Raw genomic sequence first — 14,225 nt, forward strand, 5'->3', positions numbered from 1 at the left:
CGACCGAGTGCGGCACGCCTGGTCCACGAAGCTGCAGGTCCGCTTCGTGGGCACGGTGCTGCTGGTGTCCACGGTCGTGATGTCTGTGCTTGGCTTCGCGCTGGCGTCCGTTGTCACGGACCGCATCACCGCGGCCAAGATTGAAACCGCCAGTGTGGAAATTGAGCGTGCCCGCTCGACCGTGGATTACCAGCTGGCCAACTCTGGGTCTTCTGCATCCTTGCAGGCGCGGCTGAATTCGGCGCGCGCCGGGTTGACGCAGCGCGTGCAGGAAAGCGGCGACTCCGCCAGCTTCTACGAGCCGGTGCTGGTGGTCGAAGCCCCGAACGGTTCCGTGACCTCCTCGCCGGAGGCCTACCAGATTCCGAAGCGGTTGGGCGATTATGTCAGGGACGGCAACGTCGCGTACCAGTTCGCCACTGTGGAGCGCCCGGACGGTTCGGCCTACGACGCGCTGATTGTGGGCACCCCGACCAACGCGGATATCCCCAACCTTCGCCTCTACCTGGTGATGAACATGGAAAGCGAAGCCTCCACCGTGGCGCTCATGCGCGGCATTTTGGCGTCTGCCGCGGTGATCGTCGTGGTGCTGTTGATGGGCATTTCCTGGCTCGCGTCCCAGCAAATTGTGGCGCCGGTGCGCTCCGCCTCGCGCACCGCGCAACGTTTCGCATCCGGGCACTTGCGGGAGCGAATGCCTGTCGACGGCGAGGACGAGATGGCCGTGCTAGCCATGTCCTTCAACGACATGGCGGACACCTTAAGCAAGCAGATCGAAAACCTGGAGGAGTACGGCTCGCTGCAGCGCCAGTTCACCTCCGACGTCTCGCACGAGCTGCGCACCCCGCTGACCACGGTGCGTATGGCGGCGGATCTGATCGCCGCGAATGAAGATTCGCTGGAGCCGGCGACCAAGCGTGCCTCGCAGCTGATGATCAGCGAGCTGGACCGCTTCGAGGCGCTGCTCAACGACCTGTTGGAAATCTCCCGCCATGACGCCGGTGTGGCTGAGCTGTCCTCGGCGAACGTGGATGCCCGACAGCCGGTGGAATCCGCCTGGCAGCAGACCCAGCACCTGGCCGAAGAGCTGGACGTGGACGTCATCTTCGACATCCCGGACGAGCCGCAGACTCTGGAAGGCGATGCCCGCCGCATCGAGCGTGTCGTGCGAAACCTCATCGCAAACGCCATCGACCACTCCGAAGGCAACCCGGTCACCGTTCGCATGCGTTCCAACGACGAGGCAGTGGCCATCACCGTCACCGACGGCGGCGTGGGTCTGAAGAAGGGCGAAGAAGACTTGGTGTTCAACCGGTTCTGGCGCGCCGACAAGTCCCGCAAGCGCCACTCCGGCGGTACGGGCTTGGGTCTGGCCATCGCTCGGGAGGATGCGCAGCTGCACGGCGGCACGCTCGACGCGATCGGCGAATTCGGCGTGGGCTCGCAGTTCCGCCTGGTGCTGCCACGCCACCTGGAGGCCGGGTTCACCGAGTCCCCGCTTCCGCTCGAGGCGCCGCGCGCTACTGCACCAGAGTCTGCAGAACCACTTGAAGGGGCGGAAACCTCTGCCGACAGCGCTGAAGGATTTGGCGGGGAAGGCGGAGCCGTCGATAAGCGAGTGCTCCAGGAGGACACCGATGCGTAAAACCCTTGCCTGCCTCATGGTTGCGCTGACGGCGCTGACCACTAGCTGCGCCTCGCTGCCCACGAACTCGGCGCCGCACGTCATCCGCTCCTTCACCCCCGATGAGACCGAAACGCAGGACGTCGGACCAAAGGACGGACAGGAGCCGGACCTTTTGCTGCGCGATTTCTACCACGCATCCGCGACACCCGACGGCGACTACGAGGCGGCACGCGCCTACCTCACCGAGGGCGCCTCAACGGCGTGGGACCCGACCGGGCAGCAGCTCGTCGTGGACAACATCGGCATGACCACGCTGCCGGGCTCCTCAGTGGGGCAGCGCAGCTTCGCGGTGCACGGCCAGGTTGTCGGCACCGTGCGCTCCGGCGGTTCCTACTCGCCGGAGCGGGGAGACTACGAGGCCACCATCGACATGGAGATGGTCGACGGGCAGTGGCGCATCGCCTCGCTGCCGGAAGGCGTGGTCTTCGAACGCACGGAGCTGCGCAACCAGTACCAGCCGTACAACCTGTACTTCTTCGACCAGGACAACCAGGAGCTTGTCACGGACCGTCGCTGGGTGCATTCGCGCCGCGAAACCCTGGCCAGCGACCTCATCGGACTGCTCATGGAGGGCCCCTCCGAGCGTCTGCGCCCCGCATTGACCGGTTCGCTGCCGTCGAGCGTGACGTACACGGGCGAGCGGGACGGCGTCTACACCTTCAGCGGTTTTTCGGGAGTGGGTGAGGAAGAGCGCGCCCGTTTCGCAGCCCAGGTTGTGTGGACGCTCGCGTCTGCGGGGGTGAACGGCCCGTACATGCTGGAGGCCGACGGGCAATCGCTTATCGACGGCACCGACGCCCTGGACACCGACGACTTCATCTCCGCGAGCCCCCTGGTGGAGACGGTAGGGGAGACGAAGCTCTACGCCCTGTCCAGCGGCAATGTTGTGCGGGTGGACGAGCGCTCCACGCAGCCGGTGGAGGGCAGCCTCGGCGCAGCCAACGATGTGTCATCGGTGGACATCGCCGGCGGCGGTGAGTGGGCCGCCATCTTCGGCAAACCCGGCGACGACGAGGACGATATCTTCCGCGTGGGAACCTTTGACGGTGCTGAAACGGAAGTCATGCGCGCGGGCACGTTTACCCGCCCCGCGTTCGAACCCGACGCGGCGGCGGTGTGGACGGTGGTCGACGGCAAGCAGATCCTGCGCACAGTGAGATCCGCGGCCACCGGGAACCTGACCACCGGCGAGGTCAAAGTCGAACTGCCCAAGGGAGTGGACGGCAACATTTCCGTGCTGCGCCTGTCTCGCACCGGCACCCGGGTAGTGATGGTCATCGACGGCAGCCTCTACACCGGGATTGTGCGCCGCCAGACCTCCGGCGAGCGCTCCATTGTCAACGTCTACGAGTACGCCCAAGAACTGGCCGGCAGCGTCATTTCCGCCGACTGGCGCCCGGACGGATCCCTGCTCGTGGGCACGACCTCCACCACGCCGGTGATGCGCGTGGAACAGGACGGCTCCTCCATGACCGCGATGTCCGCAGGCAACATCTCGGCGCCCGTGGTGGCGGTGGCGGCGTCGCCGAGCACCCTGTACGTCACCGACGCGAACGCGCTGTTGCAGGTGCCGGCCTCCGGCGCGGACAACCCGATCTGGCGCGAGGTTCCGGGCTTGGAAGGCGTGCGCGCGCTGCCGATCACTTCGCGCTAGCCTTTCCCGCATGGGGGAGATGTTGGGGCAGATCGGCGAGCTGCTGCTGCCGCGTAGATGCGCGGGCTGCCGCGCGCCGGGGCCGCTACTGTGCCCCTCGTGCCGCAAGGGCCTGGCGACGCCGCCGCAGCGGGTGTTTCCCAACACCACCCCGCACGCGCCGGTGTTCGCGCTCGGGCCGTACGCCGACCCGCACCGCGGGGTGATCCTGGTCATGAAGGAGCGAAACCACCTGGCGGTACGCCGCCATGTCGGCGCGGTGCTTGCGGCCGCGTTGGATTACCTGGAGGCGCGCGGCGAGATCCCCACCGGTGCGGTTTTAGTGCCGGCACCCACGCGCACACGTTCCGCGCGCGCTCGCGGCGGCGACCCGGTGGAGCAGGTCTGCCGAGCCACCGGAAGACAGGTCGCGCCCGTGCTGCGGCTGGACCCGCGGACGGCGGACCAGTCCGGCCTCGACGAAGCAGGACGGCGGGCCAACCTGGCGGGACGCGTGCAGATTTCCGGCGTGCCCGCCGGGCAGGTCGTGCTGGTGGACGACGTGGTCACCACCGGCGCGACGTTGCAGGCCAGCGCTGCTATTTTGCTCTCGCACGGGGCGGACGTCGCCGCGTGTGTGGCGCTGTGCGCGGCCTAGCCGGCGCCGGCGGGGGCCAGGCGGTTCGAGCCGAGCGGATTCCCAGGGATTCCTGACAGATTACGGCAGCCATTTGTGCCGACCTGGGGGTTTAGGGGCTGCCTGACAGATTCAGCCGCAATGTGTCAGGGCGTGGGCATTTGTTCACTCGCTCCACCCTTCCGAGTGAACACATCCCGATCCGCGGGCGAATTTGTTCACTTTGCCCAGGGCGGAAAGTTCCCAAGCGGAATCTATTCACTAGCCGGTGAATCAATGCGGGGCCGGCGGATTCCTGACAGATTGCGGCGACCGTTTGTGCCGACCTGGGGGTTTAGGGGCTGCCTGACAGATTCAACCGCGAAATGTCGGGGAGCGGCGCCGCTCGCGGTGCGCCGCGGCGTGTGGCCCGCCAACAGGTTCGCTCTCAGCGAGCGTTGTATAGAACCGGCCGAATTGGTCATAACCAGTTGTATAGTGGTGGTGGACACAGTTCCTACTACCGCAAGGGAGGACGCAGATGACGTCTGCAGACCGCAACCCGAACCTAGAGACGCTGAGCCCGGAAGCCCAGGTCACCATCACCGGTCGAAACGTCGAGGTCCCAGAGCATTTCCAGGAACGAGTAAACGGCAAGCTGGCCAAGATTGAAAAGCTTGATCCGACGCTCAAGTCGTTCCATGTGGAGCTGAAGCACGAGAAGAACCCGCGCCGCGAGGCAGAGGCGGAGCGCATCCAGATCACCGCCACCGGCTCGGGCCACTTGGCCCGCGCTGAGGCGAAGGAGGAGAACTTCTACTCCGCGCTCGAGACCGCGGTGGACAAGCTTGAGCGTTCGCTGCGCAAGGTCAAGGCGCGCCGCAACATCGCAATGTCCGGCCACCGCGCACCGAAGAGCACCGGTGTGCTGGCCGCGGAGATGGAGGCGGAGGCGAAGGCCGAGCAGGAGCGCGCGGCACAGGAAGCTGGCAAGTACGACGTGGACCCGTACGCCGACCAGGTCGAGGACGTTGTCCCGGGCCAGATCGTGCGCTCCAAGGTGCACTCCAACGCCCCGCGCAGCGTGGACGATGCGCTCAGCGAGATGGAGCTGGTGGGACACGACTTCTACCTCTTCGTCAATGAGGAGACCAACCGTCCGGCTGTGGTCTACCGCCGCCACGCGTTCGATTACGGTCTGATTGAGCTTGCCCCGGAGGCAGATGCCGAGTAGCGCGCATTCCCGCAGCTCAAGCTGGCAAGACCCGCCCCGGCCCGGTTCTGTTTCTGGATCTGGGCCGGGGCGGTTGTCGTCGATAGGCAATGGCTTGGCTGTGGAGCGCCTATGGGGTTGTCTATACCCCGGGAGGCGTGCGTACAATGGCCGGTTGTATCACCTTGGCCCTGTCAACCCATCAGTAAAGGACTTTGCACACGTGTTTGGACTGTCAAAGCTGCTCCGTGCCGGTGAGGGGCGCACCGTAAAGCGCCTTGCCAAGATCGCCGATCAGGTCATGGCGCTCGACGACGAGTACTCGGCGCTGACCGACGAGGAGCTCAAGGCTAAGACCGTCGAGTTCAAGGACAAGATCGCTGACGGCGCGAGCCTGGACGACATCCTGCTCGACGCGTTCGCCACCGCCCGCGAAGCCTCCTGGCGCGTGCTCGGCCAGAAGCACTTCAAGGTGCAGATCATGGGCGGCGCCGCCCTGCACTTCGGCAACGTCGCCGAGATGAAAACCGGTGAAGGCAAGACCCTGACCTCGGTGCTGCCGGCGTACCTGAATGCCCTGTCCGGCAAGGGCGTGCACATTGTCACGGTGAACGACTACCTGGCCAAGCGTGACGCCGAGATGATGGGCCGTGTCCACCACTTCCTGGGCCTTGAGGTGGGCGTGATCCTGTCCGACATGCGCCCGGCCGAGCGCAAGAAGGCTTACGACGCCGACATCACCTACGGAACCAACAACGAGCTCGGCTTCGACTACCTGCGCGACAACATGACGCGCTCCGTCGACGACATTGTCCAGCGCGGGCACAACTACGCCATCGTGGATGAGGTGGACTCCATCCTCATCGACGAGGCGCGTACCCCGCTGATCATCTCCGGCCCGGTGGACGGCTCCAGCCAGTTCTACAACGTGTTCGCGCAGCTCGCTCCGCGCATGCGCGAGGGCATCCACTACGAGGTGGACCAGCGCAAGCGCACCGTGGGCATTTCCGAGGAGGGCGTGGAGTTCGTCGAGGACCAGCTGGGCATTGACAACCTCTACGCCCCGGAGCACTCGCAGCTGGTCAGTTACCTCAACAACGCCATCAAGGCGAAGGAGCTGTTCGAGCGCGACAAGGACTACATCATCCGCCAGGGTGAGGTGATGATCGTGGACGGGTTCACCGGCCGCGTGTTGGCGGGCCGCCGCTACAACGAGGGCATGCACCAGGCCATTGAGGCCAAGGAGCAGGTGGAGATCAAAAACGAGAACCAGACCCTGGCCACGGTGACCTTGCAGAACTACTTCCGTCTTTACGACAAGCTGTCCGGCATGACCGGTACCGCCGAGACCGAGGCGGCGGAGCTGCACCAGATTTACAAGATGGACGTCGTGCAGATCCCGCCGAACCGTCCGAACCAGCGCGCGGACCGCGACGACCTGATCTACAAGACTCAGGAGGCGAAGTTCGCCGCCGTTGCGGAAGACATCGCGGAGCACGCGGCGAAGGGACAGCCGGTGCTGGTGGGCACCACCTCGGTGGAGCGTTCCGAGTACCTGTCGCAGCTGCTCACCCGCAAGGGCGTGAAGCACAACGTGCTCAACGCGAAGTACCACGAGGAAGAGGGCCGCATCATCGCCGAGGCCGGTCTGCCCGGCAAGGTGACCGTGTCCACCAACATGGCCGGCCGCGGTACCGACATCGTGCTTGGCGGTAACCCGGAGATTCTCCTGGACGCGAAGCTGCAGGCGCAGGGCCTGGATCCACTGGAGGATTCGGAGCGCTACCAGGAGGCGTGGGACGAGCAGCTGCCGGCGGCCAAGGAGCGTTCGCAGCAGCTTGGCGACGAGGTGCGCGAGGCCGGCGGTCTGTACGTCATCGGCACTGAGCGCCACGAGTCGCGCCGCATTGACAACCAGCTGCGCGGCCGCTCCGGCCGCCAGGGCGATCCGGGCGAGACCCGCTTCTACCTGTCCATGCGCGACGAGCTCATGGTGCGTTTCGTGGGCCAGTCCATGGAGAACATGATGAACCGCCTCAACGTGCCGGATGATGTGCCGATTGAGGCGAAGATGGTCTCCAACGCGATTAAGGGTGCGCAGTCTCAGGTGGAGAACCAGAACTTCGAGATGCGCAAGAACGTGCTCAAGTACGACGAGGTGCTCAACGAGCAGCGCAAGGTGGTCTACCGCGAGCGCCAGGAGATCCTGGGCTCGAAGGATATCGCCGGCCAGGTGCGCCGCATGATCGATTCGACCATCAGCGCCTATGTCGACGGCGCGACCGCCGAGGGCTACGTGGAGGACTGGGACCTCGACGGCCTGTGGAACGCGCTGGAGTCCCTCTACGGTCCGGCGGTCAGCGCGCAGGAGCTCATCGACGGCGACGAGTACGGCCGCGCCGGCGAGCTCACCTCGGAGCAGCTGCGTCAGGCGCTTGTCGACGACGCGAACGCGCAGTACGACAAGCTGGAGGAAAACGTCGCAGCGATCGGTGGCGAGGAGCAGATGCGCAACCTGGAGCGCATGGTGATCCTGCCGATCATCGACACGAAGTGGCGCGAGCACCTCTACGAGATGGACTACCTCAAGGAGGGCATCGGCCTGCGCGCGATGGCGCAGCGTGACCCGCTGGTGGAGTACCAGAAGGAAGGCGGCGACATGTTCAACGCGATGAACGAGGCCGTCCAGGAGGAGACGGTGCGCCAGCTGTTTACCATGCGCAAGCAGTTCGAGACCCAGGAAGCTGAGCAGGCGGCTGATGCGGGCGGCTCCACCGTCGTCTAGGCAGTCGCTTATCGACGTGCTGTCGCCTACAGCACCTTGAAGGCAACGAGCTTGCCGTCGCGGATTTTCGCGGCGTAGGCCCGCCTGGCGCCGTCAGTGGTTTCGACGGTGCCGAAGAATTCCCCGCCCTCGCGGGCGTGGCAGGTAACCACTTGGAGCCTGCCCGCCGCGGGGGCGGTACTTGTTGGCGGGTTTGTCAGCGCCGCAGCGTGCTGCCGGGCGCGGATGTGGGCGCGCACGGCGGGGGCGAAGCGCCACGCCATCATGGACGTGGCCCGGTGTTTGCTCATGGCGGCGCTGAGCGCTTCCGCCACGACGGGCTCCACCGTTGTTGGAGCGCCGGGCGGCGCAACAGCAGGCCGTTTCGTTCCCAGGGGCCGGCTCAGCGCGGCGGGTGTGTGGTTTCGCCGGGGTACGAGCACTTGCACGTGCCTGTGCCCTGGGGCTGTGTAATACATGGCGGGCATCCTCCCTCTTTTCACGCGGGAATGCGTGGTGGAGGGGGACGGGCATTGGGCGGGGTAGGTAGTATTGTCCACGTTCGCAGCCGCCCGTGTAAAGGGTGTGCTCACTACAGTAGGCATCCGCGACGCAACCAACGAAAGAGGGATCCCGTGCAGGGCTTGATCATCGACTACGCAGGAGTGTTAGACACCGGTGCAGAGGACGAGCAGCGCTGGAAAACCCTCATTGAGGCGGTGAAAGCGAAGGACATCGCCGTGGGCATCCTCTCCAACGAGGAAGGCGATGGTGAGATGGCCGACAAGATCCGTGAATGGGAGTTCGGTGGCCGGGTTGATGCTGTGGTGCTCTCCGGAGAGGTTGGGGCGGAAAAGCCGGAGCGTGCGGCGTTTCAGGCCGCGGCCGACGCGATCGGGGTGGACTTGAACGACTGTGTGATGGTCGACGACGACATCATGAACGTCCGTGCCGCAGTCGAGTACAACATGATTGGCATCCTGCACACCGCCATCGACCGCACCGCGGTGGAGATCCAGTCCCTGTTCGACGTCGAGGGCGAGTTCTAGTGCGCGTCTATATTCCCGCCACCTTCGGCATGCTCGCGGCGCTGGAGGACAACCGCCTGATGCACGCCCGCAGCGGCTGGGCGTTCGCCGCCACCGAGGCGCTGCACGAGTTTTTCACTTCCGGCGACCAGGAAGAGATTGAGGCTGTGGCGTTCGACGACGCGGCGATGGCGTCGATCCGCCTGCTGACCATCGGCGACGAGGAGCGCCACCCGCACCGCCGCGTGGTGGTCTCCGCGGATGTGCCGGATTCCCAGGCCACCCCGGATCCTGAGATGGGCGAGTCCGTGGTGAAGCTGTCCGCGCCGGTGCAGATCGAGGACATCGCCGCGATCCATGTGGACATCGCGGAATCCGAGGAGGCGACCGCGAAAGCGATTGAGGTCATCGATGCCGCCGATCTGGGCGACGAGGACGCCGAGCTTGCCGTGGGCGACGCCCAGGACAACTACATGGCGTTCTACGACCCGAGCGAGCTACCGGTCCTCGTCGAGCTGCTTTAGCTCCCAGTCGTTGTTGGAGTGCAGGGCCGCCAAAAGGCCCCGCACCGCGGCGGCCCGGCGCCCGACGGGGGAGGCCGGGTCCAGCTCGTCCCAGGCGCACTCCGGATCCGCCGGGGGACCCAAGTGCGTGCAGCCGCGGGGGCATCGCTGCGCCGCATCTTCCAAGTCCGGGAAGACGTCCACGATTTCTTCGGGGGAAACGTGCGCCAGGCCGAAGGAGCGGATGCCGGGGGTGTCGATGATCCACCCGCCGCCGGGCACCTCGAGGGCCACGGACTGGGTGGAGGTGTGCCGGCCCTTGCCTACGCCGGAGACCTCGCCGGTTTCACGGTCCGCGTCCGGCACGATGCGGTTGACCAGGGTGGACTTGCCCACACCGGAGTGGCCGATGAGGGCGGAGACGTGGCCGCGGATAAGCTCGCGCAGCTGCTCCACGCCGTCCTCGACGCCGGTGCGCAGCACCTTCACCCCCATGGCCTCGAGCTCGCGCTCGAAGTCTGAGGGGTCTGCCAGATCGGTCTTGGTTACGCACACCACCGGGGTCACGCCGCCGACAAAGGCGGCGATGAGGGCGCGCTCGACAAAGCCGGTGCGCGGCGGTGGGTCGGCGGCCGCGACCACGATAAGTAGCAGTTGCGCGTTGGCCACGATGATGCGTTCGTAGGGGTCGGTGTCGTCCGCCGTGCGGCGCAGCACCGAGGAGCGATCTTCGCGCTTGACGATGCGGGCGAGGGTGTCTTTCGCCCCCGAGGTGTCGCCGACCACGCCGACGCGGTCGCCCACCTCGATGGAGGTGCGCTTCAGCTCGCGGGCGCGGGTGCACTGCAGGCGAGTGCCGGCGGTATCGAGCACCACACCCCAACGGCCCCGGTCTTTGGCCACGACGAGGCCGAACTCGGCGTCGTCGTGCGTGGGGCGGTTCTTCGAGCGCGGGCGCGAGCCTTTGCCGGGGCGCACGCGCACATCGGACTCGTCGTAATCGGCGAAGCTGCGGCCCATTACTGCGCCACCACCTCCGTCCACATGTCGGCGAAGCCGGGCAGTGTCTTGGAGGTGGTGTCGATGTTTTCCACCTCGACACCGCTTACCACAAGGCCGATGATTGCCCCGGCGGTGGCCATGCGGTGGTCGTCGTAGGTGTGCCAGGCCCCGCCGCGCATCCGGGTCGGGGTGATGCGCAGGCCGTCGCCGAGCTCCTCGCAATTGCCGCCGAGCCCGTTGATTTCGCGCGAGAGCGCAGCCAGCCGGTCGGTTTCGTGGCCGCGCAGGTGGGCGATGCCGGTCAGCTCGCTCGGCGTTGTGGCGCAGGCGGCGATGGCGGCGACGGTGGGGGCGAGCTCGCCGATGTCGCTCATGTCGAGGCGGATGCCGCGCAAGTTGCCGGCCTCCGGGCCACGCACGCGCAGGGTGTGGCCGGCGCCGGCGGCCTCCAGCTCGACCTTGCAGCCCATGCGCTCCAGGATGGACTGCATGGTCGCGCCCGGCTGGGTGGTAGTCACCGGCCAGTTCGGGATGCGCACCTCGCCGCCCGTGACCGCCGCGGCGGCCAAGAACGGCGCGGCGTTGGACAGGTCTGGCTCGATCTCCCAGTACGTGCCGCGGATCGGCTGCGGCTCCACGGACCAGGAATTGGCGGTGGCCGTAACCTCAACGCCGGCGTGTTCCAACATGGCCACGGTCATCTCAATGTGCGGCATCGACGGCAGGGTGCCGCCGGTGTGGCGGATCTGCACGCCGCGCTCGAACCGGGGCGCGGCAAGCAGCAGGCCGGAGACGAACTGGGAGGAGCCGGACGCGTCGATCTCCACCGGGCCGCCCTCGGCGCAGCCGGTGCCGTGGACGGTAAACGGCAGCGCATCGCCCGCCACGGAGACACCCAGGGTGCGCAGCGCGTCCAGGATGGTGGCCATGGGGCGTTTGCGGGCGTGGGCGTCGCCGTCGAAAAGCACGGGCCCATCCGCGAACGCCGCGACGGGCGGCACGAACCGCATCACCGTGCCCGCCAGGCCGCAATCGACCTCGGCAGAGCGCAGCTTGCCCGGAGACACGCGGATGGTGTCGCCGTCCTCCTCGATGGCTGTGCCCATGGCGCGCAGCGCATTTTCCATCAGGTCCGTGTCACGCGAGCGCAGCGCGCCGACGATCGTGGACGGGCCGGACGCGAGCGCCGACAAAATATAGGCGCGGTTGGTCATGGATTTGGACCCGGGCACCTGTTGCGTGTGGGTGATCGGGCTGGGGTGAAACGGCGCAGGCCACATCTCGGTCATGAAAAACATGATAATGGAGCGCATGTGCGGACGATTCGTTCTTTTCACGTCAGGCGACGACCTCGTTGAGGCAGTGGCGGGCCTTCCCGGTATCGCGGAAGTTCAGGCCCCGGACGGCACCCCGCCGCCGCGCTACAACATCGCGCCCACCCAGCAGGTGCCGTTGATCAGGGTCGCGGAAAGCAGCGCGCGTATCGACGCCGCGCGGTGGGGCCTGTTGCCCACGTGGAAGAAGGATGAGACCGGGCCGCCGCTGTTCAACGCCCGGGGCGAGACCGTGGCAGAGAAGCCGTCCTTCCGCAGCGCGTTCAAGGCTCGGCGCGGGCTGATGGTGCTGGACGGCTACTACGAGTGGAAGCCCACCGAAAACGGCAAGCAGCCCTATTTCGTGCGCCCGAAAGAAAGCATGCTGTACGCCGCCGCACTGTGGGAGACGGGGCTGGACCGTTTATCCACCACGATGGTCACCACGGACGCCACAGAGAACATGGCGTGGCTGCACCATCGCCTGCCGCTGTTTCTGCGCGAGGACGAGATCCGCACCTGGATAGACGGCACGCCGGAGGAAGCCCTGGAACTAGTGCACCCCTCGCGTGTGGCGGACACCCTGGTGTGGAACGAGGCGGCCCAGGAAGTGGGCAATATCAGAAACGACTATGCGGAACTTATGGGCAAAGCCGACTGAATCTACGGACTGGAGCTAGGGCGCGCTGATCGGCGCGAACGTCGCCCCGGTCAGCTCTGCCAGGTCGCGCGGGCTCAGTTGCGCGGACAGGCCGCGCTGGCCGGCGGAGACGTTGATGGCGGGGAGGTCGGCCACGGAGGCGTCGATAAGCGTTGCCAGCTTTTGCTTCGTGCCCAGCGGCGAGATGCCGCCGACGACGTAGCCGGTCGCGCGCTGCGCCTTGGCCGGATCCGCCATCTCTGCGCGCTTCCAGCCGAGCGCTTTCGCCGCGGCCTTCAAAGACAGGTGGCCGTCCACGGGCACGCAGCAGATGGCCAGCTCGCGCTCGTGGGTGATCACCAGCGTTTTTAGTACCGACGCTGGATCTAATTCGAGTTCCTCGGCCGCGTGCTCGCCGAAGTGGTCCTGGCTGGGGGAGTAGGTCAGCACCTTGTGGTCGGTGCCCTGCAGTGCGGTCAGTGCGTGCGTCTTCTCTGCCATGGGCACAGGGTAGCGATTGCAAATGCTGGCCCTACAATGGCTCACATGCCCGAAACCGAGCCAGACGCAGGCGTGAGCGATGACCTGAAGGCGCGCTTTAACGAAGAAGCGATGCCGCTTTTGGACCAGCTGTACGGCGGCGCGCTGCGCATGACGCGCAACCCGCAGGATGCCGAGGACCTGGTGCAGGAGACCTATTTAAAGGCCTACAAAAACTTCGGCAGTTTCACCCCCGGCACCAACCTCAAGGCTTGGCTGTACCGGATTATGACGAACACGTACATCAACTCCTACCGCAAGAAGCAACGCCGCCCGCTGGAAACTTCGGCGGACGAGGTGACGGACAACCAGCTCTACACCTCCAGCTCGCACGACTCCACCGGCCTGGAGTCCGCGGAGGTGGAGGCGCTGAAATCCATGCCAAACTCCCGGATTTCGGAGGCGCTCAACGCGTTGAGCGAGGACTACCGCATGGTGGTCTACTACGCGGATGTGGAGGGGATGGCGTACAAGGAGATCGCGGAAGTGATGGAGATTCCCATCGGCACCGTGATGAGCCGGCTGCACCGGGGAAGAAAACAGCTTCGCGGGATGTTGAAAGACGTGGCGAAGGAGCGCGGTATCGGTCTCGACCATGCTGACATGGCAGATGCCGCCGGTAAGCAGGACGCGAAGGAGAAGTAATGTCCGCTGGACACACCCACACCGACGCTCACGGCTGCGACGCCACTTACCGCATGCTGTGCGAGCTGTTCGACGAAGACACCGCGCCTGAGCGACGCGAGGAGATCAAAAACGACCTGGCGGCTTGCCCGGAGTGTTTGGCCGTCGCGCAGTCTGAGCGTGACGTGCGCGCGATGGTGCGCGAGTGCTGCGGCGCCGTGAAGGCTCCGGAGCCGTTGCGCCAGCGCATCGTCGCTTCCATCACCACGGTGAGCTACACCGAAGTTCGCTATAGATAAGGTCCGTGTTCCTCGCCCGCAGCCCGAAGGTTGCGGGCTTTTTGCTTTGCGACGGCTCCGTGGCCCCGCAGCGGGGGTAAAAAACGGGGGTAGGGGGTAAAGCAGGATTGCTGAACAATCCGCCGATCTTTGAACAATCCGGTGCACACACCGGTATCTCACGGGAAAAACCGGGCTACCTGAGAAGCAATGAGTTGTATGTTCAACCCGAAAGCGCTGGTAGAGCCGTGATTAGCCAATATTATGCAAGAAAACACCTGAAAGTGCATAGTATGCAGTTGTGGTGGATTGTTCAACCATCTGGCACCGCACACGGTTCGATCGTTCAACAAAGCTGACGAAAACGCGGATCCACCACCCGGA

At 65.7% G+C, this 14,225-nt stretch carries 14 protein-coding genes; 10 read left to right on the forward strand and 4 right to left on the reverse strand.

The window, feature by feature from the left end; genetic code table 11:
- Nucleotides 1-7: 7 nt before the first annotated feature.
- The 5 genes from mtrB (at nt 8) to secA (ending at nt 7,934) form a co-directional block, all read left to right on the forward strand.
- Nucleotides 8-1,645 carry an MtrAB system histidine kinase MtrB gene (gene mtrB / locus CAFEL_RS02555; protein ID WP_290172164.1) on the forward strand — a complete coding sequence of 546 codons (1,638 nt, stop codon included), beginning with the start codon at nt 8-10 and terminating at the stop codon, nt 1,643-1,645.
- Complete coding sequence (gene lpqB / locus CAFEL_RS02560) at nt 1,638-3,341, forward strand: MtrAB system accessory lipoprotein LpqB (protein WP_194560866.1); 1,704 nt, start codon at nt 1,638-1,640, stop codon at nt 3,339-3,341. The genes mtrB and lpqB overlap by 8 nt, the downstream gene beginning before the upstream one ends.
- Nucleotides 3,342-3,351: 10 nt before the next feature.
- A complete protein-coding gene (locus CAFEL_RS02565) occupies nt 3,352-3,978 on the forward strand; it encodes a ComF family protein (protein ID WP_228496493.1) in 627 nt (208 codons plus the stop codon).
- Nucleotides 3,979-4,477: 499 nt separating this feature from the next.
- Nucleotides 4,478-5,170: a ribosome hibernation-promoting factor, HPF/YfiA family gene (hpf, locus tag CAFEL_RS02570; protein WP_194560867.1), complete on the forward strand. Its 693-nt coding sequence runs from the start codon at nt 4,478-4,480 to the stop codon at nt 5,168-5,170.
- A 202-nt stretch (nt 5,171-5,372) separates the two neighbouring features.
- On the forward strand, nt 5,373-7,934 hold the full coding sequence (gene secA / locus CAFEL_RS02575) for a preprotein translocase subunit SecA (RefSeq protein ID WP_194560868.1): 2,562 nt from the start codon (nt 5,373-5,375) through the stop codon (nt 7,932-7,934).
- A gap of 26 nt (nt 7,935-7,960) precedes the next feature.
- Here secA and CAFEL_RS02580 read toward each other — a convergent pair whose 3' ends face one another.
- A complete protein-coding gene (locus tag CAFEL_RS02580; protein WP_194560869.1) occupies nt 7,961-8,248 on the reverse strand; it encodes a hypothetical protein in 288 nt (95 codons plus the stop codon).
- Nucleotides 8,249-8,548: 300 nt separating this feature from the next.
- On the opposite strand from CAFEL_RS02580, the gene CAFEL_RS02585 reads away from it, so the two are divergent.
- Both CAFEL_RS02585 and CAFEL_RS02590 read left to right on the forward strand, forming a co-directional pair.
- Nucleotides 8,549-8,962, forward strand: a complete 414-nt coding sequence (locus CAFEL_RS02585) for an HAD family hydrolase (protein WP_194560870.1) — start codon at nt 8,549-8,551, stop codon at nt 8,960-8,962.
- Nucleotides 8,962-9,465, forward strand: a complete 504-nt coding sequence (locus CAFEL_RS02590) for a DUF6912 family protein (protein ID WP_194560871.1) — start codon at nt 8,962-8,964, stop codon at nt 9,463-9,465. Before CAFEL_RS02585 ends, CAFEL_RS02590 begins: the two co-directional genes overlap by 1 nt.
- Here the strand turns inward: CAFEL_RS02590 and rsgA are convergent.
- Nucleotides 9,439-10,464, reverse strand: coding sequence for a ribosome small subunit-dependent GTPase A (gene rsgA / locus CAFEL_RS02595; protein ID WP_194560872.1), 1,026 nt, complete (start codon nt 10,462-10,464; stop codon nt 9,439-9,441). The genes CAFEL_RS02590 and rsgA overlap by 27 nt on opposite strands.
- Nucleotides 10,464-11,744 carry a 3-phosphoshikimate 1-carboxyvinyltransferase gene (aroA, locus tag CAFEL_RS02600; protein ID WP_194560949.1) on the reverse strand — a complete coding sequence of 427 codons (1,281 nt, stop codon included), beginning with the start codon at nt 11,742-11,744 and terminating at the stop codon, nt 10,464-10,466. Before aroA ends, rsgA begins: the two co-directional genes overlap by 1 nt.
- A 13-nt stretch (nt 11,745-11,757) precedes the next feature.
- On the opposite strand from aroA, the gene CAFEL_RS02605 reads away from it, so the two are divergent.
- Complete coding sequence (locus CAFEL_RS02605) at nt 11,758-12,420, forward strand: SOS response-associated peptidase (protein WP_194560873.1); 663 nt, start codon at nt 11,758-11,760, stop codon at nt 12,418-12,420.
- Between the two features lie 15 nt (nt 12,421-12,435).
- On the opposite strand, the gene ybaK is transcribed toward CAFEL_RS02605, so the two are convergent.
- Nucleotides 12,436-12,900 (reverse strand): Cys-tRNA(Pro) deacylase, encoded by a 465-nt coding sequence (gene ybaK, locus CAFEL_RS02610; RefSeq protein WP_194560874.1) that lies wholly within the window; start codon nt 12,898-12,900, stop codon nt 12,436-12,438.
- Nucleotides 12,901-12,945: 45 nt separating this feature from the next.
- Here ybaK and CAFEL_RS02615 point away from each other — a divergent pair, with 45 nt between their 5' ends.
- The gene (locus tag CAFEL_RS02615) at nt 12,946-13,584 is read left to right on the forward strand and encodes a sigma-70 family RNA polymerase sigma factor (protein WP_228496495.1); all 639 of its coding nucleotides are present in this window, start codon (nt 12,946-12,948) and stop codon (nt 13,582-13,584) included.
- A complete protein-coding gene (locus CAFEL_RS02620) occupies nt 13,584-13,862 on the forward strand; it encodes a mycothiol system anti-sigma-R factor (protein ID WP_194560876.1) in 279 nt (92 codons plus the stop codon). Before CAFEL_RS02615 ends, CAFEL_RS02620 begins: the two co-directional genes overlap by 1 nt.
- Nucleotides 13,863-14,225: the final 363 nt, after the last annotated feature.

Origin of the sequence: Corynebacterium afermentans subsp. lipophilum, from assembly GCF_030408375.1 — a bacterium.
Lineage (GTDB): Bacteria > Actinomycetota > Actinomycetes > Mycobacteriales > Mycobacteriaceae > Corynebacterium > Corynebacterium lipophilum.